Origin of the sequence: Algoriphagus sp. (assembly GCF_029254265.1) — a bacterium.
In the GTDB taxonomy this organism is placed as follows: Bacteria; Bacteroidota; Bacteroidia; order Cytophagales; family Cyclobacteriaceae; genus Algoriphagus.
Genome location: NZ_JAQWXX010000042.1, coordinates 1 through 3,911, shown reverse-complemented (window position 1 = coordinate 3,911; position 3,911 = coordinate 1). Strand labels below are relative to the sequence as shown.

Genomic DNA, 3,911 nt, shown 5'->3' with positions numbered 1-3,911 from the left:
GCAGTCAAGTTCAGTTTGGAAGCTTTTACTGAACTCTATGACTCCTTGACCTTTAAATATATCCATTTTGAGCGTTTGAAAAGCTATAAATATATGCAATTAAAAGGACACCTCTATCAGATTTTTACCCAATTTTCTTCGGGTCAAATCTATTTTCCAGCAGAGAATTAGATATACATACTTCAGTTTCTAGGTTTTAATGTTCAAAATATCAGTTTAAGACTATCTATAGCTCACGAAGATATGGATTTGATTCAAAAAACTGGACAATATTTTAAACTCAGTTAAAGATTGATTTACTATCGCTTCCCGCGGGCTACTCAAATTATCAGTAGGATTTTTAAGGAAAATCCGGCTGCTAATTTCGAGTTCATTTTTTTCCTATGCGGCTATTGTTTTGTTTTTTGTCCGAATTGATTTGATGTAAGGTAATTGAGATATAAATGTTTTCTTTTTATGTTATACCAAATTTCTATAATCTCAAAAATCTCTGTTTTACTGAGGTTTTGATCTTGGTATTGTGTTTGATAAATTATTTCTGACTTGATGATTTTAAAGAAGCTTTCGGCTACTGCGTTGTCCCAGCAGTTTCCTTTTCTACTCATGCTTTGGTTTATTTTATATGCTTTAAGGAGGTTCCTGAATTCTCCGCATGCGTATTGAATCCCTCTGTCAGAGTGGAAAATCAGCTCAAATGGATTTTTAGGGCGCTTTTTCATAGCCATTTTAAAAGCGGAAATTACCGTACATGATGCATCCATTGTCTCGCTCATAGCCCAACCGATGATTTTCCTGTCATACAGATCCATGATGATTGTCAATTAAAGCCATCCTTGAAGTGTTTTGACATAGGTAAGGTCGGACACCCACTTTTTACCAGATTCTGATGCTGTGAAATCCCTGTTTAGCAGATTCTCTGATGGAATGTGTACATGGTTAGAATCTGTTGTCATCACTCTGAATTTCTTGCAGATAATGCTTTTGATTCCTAGTTGTTTCATCAGCCTGGCTACTCGTGGTCTGGAAACTTGGAAACCTCGATCTTTCAGTTCAATGGTGAGTTTGGGGCTACCTAGCCTTCCTTTATTCAGTTGATGTATGGCTATGATCTCAGCTTTTAACACTTCGTTTTCACAAGATAATCAGGAAGGTTTACGAGTTAGCCAGTCGTAATAAGTACTTCCAGAAACTTCAAAAACCTGACACATCTTCTCAACAACAAATTCTCCTTGATGGTCTTTCATGAACCTGAATAGTTGTTGTCGCTCTTGGAGAAGATGCTTACGGCCTTTTTTAGGATATCCCGTTCGATCTGGGCTTCTTTCAGCGCTTTCTTCAGATCGTTGATCTCTTGCTGTTCAGGAGTTACAACAGGCTTTCCGTTACCGGTAAAACTGGAATCTCCAACAGCAGAATATTCTCTACTCCAGCGCCGAACCATTTCAGAAGGAATATCTAAATCACGGCTAATTTCTCTGGAGGATTTTCCGTTTTTATGGAGTTCGACTACCATCACTTTGAAAACTTTCTCAAACGTTCTTCTTGATCTGTCATTCATAGATTCTAAGCTAAGGAGCTTAACTTACTGTTAAATCAAATGAAGCAGGTCCAGGTATTAAAATAGGTTTTCTAACTTTCTGGTTATTGTTGATAAAAATAATAGTAGTTTTTTGTTTTCGCATTTTAGATTGTTTCTCGGTTAAAGAAACTGATTTATGTCTTTCTAAAGTCCCTCCAAATACCGACCTAAAGGGCAATAGAGTATCTGCAAATTTGGTGTTAACAGGGATAGTGATACTTGTAATCCCAGCATCCCATTCCTAACGGTCGTATCGTACTATCATCGCCTCCGGACCAGGTGGAAATAGTTGGCCTCTGCCCAAAGGAAGTTTTCGAAAACCCAAGGAGGGAAAATGCAAGAGAGACAAAAAGGATTACACCTCGTGTTGTCATATCTACTCAAATCCTAGAACAAATTGAGAACGGTAATTTCCTTGTGCAGCTTGGGAAATATCAAACTCTGCTCCTAGCCAAATAAAAACCTCACCCATCGCTCCAATCGAGACATCAGTAGATCCCTGTGCCTAAGTGATAGTACTAATCAGCACCAGAGCAGAAAAGAGTAGGATTTTTAAATGATCCACAAATTTGAATTGAGGACTTAGATTTATTCCACAAAATATATTTTTTTTGAAAGACGTCTTGTTGTTGGGTAATTATTATTCATCATTCGATTTAATTCATACAGCAAATTTTATCACAAGCGGCAGATATAAAAAATTAGAATACTTTCAAACTTTATTTCATTATGTGTAATGAAATAAAGTTTTGTCCAAAATGAGGATATATCAAGAAATTGAGCCTTAATGCAAGTGTGTTTTACCAAAAATAGGTAACACTTCAATTCAACTAAAACCTTTTTTAAAAAATAGCGCTAATACCATTTGATAGATTGGAGAAGAGCAAACTCGCAGTTAAAGAGAGAGGATAGGTTGTCAGGATCAGAAGGTGAAAAATAACCGGGTGTTTCCAGTCCTTTAGTACATGCTCTTAAAAAAGTACTTGATGATGCGAATACACCGCTCAAAGCAATACTTTTCAAGTTGAAAATCCTAGCTATCCATTAATGGAGTACGTTCCCGTTTGATAGACCGAAAAAAAGCATGATATAAACAACTTCACCAAAAGATTTGTAAAGCAGAAAAAGTCTCCCTTGTTGATCTTGGAATCCGGTCAAAGCTCATCAGCACATCCAACCGGATACTGCCCTTTTGGACAAGGGATTCGGAATAAAAAACGACTCCCACACTCCTTTCCCGCCAGGGGTTCTTTCCTATAGGCAGGTAGTAAAGGAATGCGGGAGTCAGTTCTCTTTTTTAGAAGGAATTACATAATTGACTTCTCATTAGGTGCTATTCAAATATCATCCTGATCATCTTCATCCTTGGTCCCTGTATTACCTGTACAAAGTAAACCCCCGCTGCGCGATCCATTGGATTCACCGCTATCGTTGTGCGCCCTTTAGCCAACTCGTACTCCTGCTCATGCAGCAGCCTTCCTGTACTCTCCATCACTTTCACCTCAAGAGACCCTGCTTCAAAACCACTCAGGTCCAGCATAAACCTGCCCCTAGTCGGATTCGGGTAGGCAACCACCTCATAGCCCTCCTTCCACTCAACTTCTACTCTCGAAGTCTCAACAGCAGCAACAGCAGCAGCTTGATTTCCAGAAACCGGTAAGGTTTCCAATACCCGGAAAGCTGAGCTGGAGTTCACACAGGCCAATGATGCTTGATCTACCGTGATTTTTACCACAGCCGAGGTTGCAATACAACCGCCTTCTTTTACCACCGCTCTGTACCAGGTATCCGAAGACAGGTTGCCTACCACCAATACACCGCTCCCTGCTCCTGAATAGGAAGCGCCCACAGCCGTAGCTGCGCTTAGATCCTTGACCGCTGTCCAGACGGGGGCAGCACTAGGACCCACTGAATAGTCGGTTGATTTTTGCCATTCTATTACTGCTCCCACCGCATTCGATAAGGTTAAAACGGTCACATTGGTGATCGGACTTGTCAAGGTATTGTCAGGTCCCACTGCCAACGGCGCACATACTGTCACGTCGCCTCCGGTGATCGTCCCTGCACTCACTATCTGGTAATAAACCGGATCCGTGTAAGTTGAAAGACCTGCTTCGTTCAGAACCCTGGCCCTGAAATATACATCGGTATTCAAACTGGTAAATGCATAGCTACGCCCATTCATACGGCTTTGAGTTGTAAACTCAACCGTGTTGTTCGGATTCACAAAAATAGTATTGACTCCCCTAGAGGTTCTCCAATAAGGCGCATCGTAATAACTGATCCCATCGGTGGAATACTCCCATCGGATACTGCCCTCCGCTCCCGATAC

General features: G+C 40.5%; 4 protein-coding genes. All 4 read right to left on the bottom strand.

The annotated features are described in order from the left end of the window. Positions 1-389: 389 nt before the first annotated feature. Positions 390-809: a DDE-type integrase/transposase/recombinase gene (locus P8O16_RS05820; protein WP_300311847.1), complete on the bottom strand. Its 420-nt coding sequence runs from the start codon at positions 807-809 to the stop codon at positions 390-392. 12 nt (positions 810-821) lie between these two features. Then, positions 822-1,124 (bottom strand): IS3 family transposase, encoded by a 303-nt coding sequence (locus P8O16_RS05815; RefSeq protein WP_300311844.1) that lies wholly within the window; start codon positions 1,122-1,124, stop codon positions 822-824. Between the two features lie 116 nt (positions 1,125-1,240). Next, the gene (locus P8O16_RS05810; protein WP_300311841.1) at positions 1,241-1,558 is read right to left on the bottom strand and encodes a transposase; all 318 of its coding nucleotides are present in this window, start codon (positions 1,556-1,558) and stop codon (positions 1,241-1,243) included. A 1,354-nt stretch (positions 1,559-2,912) separates the two neighbouring features. Beyond that, on the bottom strand, positions 2,913-3,911 hold a 999-nt coding region (locus P8O16_RS05805; RefSeq protein ID WP_300311838.1), incomplete at its 5' end, for a T9SS type A sorting domain-containing protein.